We start from the raw sequence: 278 nt of genomic DNA, 5'->3' as shown, positions 1-278 counted from the left end.
ATCTGGTTCTGGTCGATCCGCGCGGCCTGCCGCTTCGACTGGAGGTCAAGGCGCTTCTCGGTCATGGTCATGTCGTGCTGTTCGCGCTTGAACTCCATGTCTTGCGCGGCGGCGTCCGACTTGAGCTTCGCATCAGCGACTTTTTGCGCCTGCTCCGCCTCTCGCGCCTTCGCGTCCGCCTGAGCTTTTTGTTGTTCGGCACTAGGCGGCGGAGGCTGGCCGGCTTGCGCCTTGGCATCGGTCACCATCTTTTCCAGAACGTCCTCGACCGACTTGCC

The 278-nt window shown here is 62.6% G+C and carries 1 pseudogene; it reads right to left on the bottom strand.

Annotation, left to right across the window (positions count from 1 at the left end):
• A pseudogene (locus tag EN874_RS33515) lies at positions 1 to 278 on the bottom strand (hypothetical protein); the annotation flags it as partial.

It is taken from the genome of Mesorhizobium sp. M1D.F.Ca.ET.231.01.1.1 (genome assembly GCF_003999155.2).
In the GTDB taxonomy this organism is placed as follows: Bacteria; Pseudomonadota; Alphaproteobacteria; order Rhizobiales; family Rhizobiaceae; genus Mesorhizobium.
This window is presented reverse-complemented; position numbering and strand designations above follow the sequence as displayed.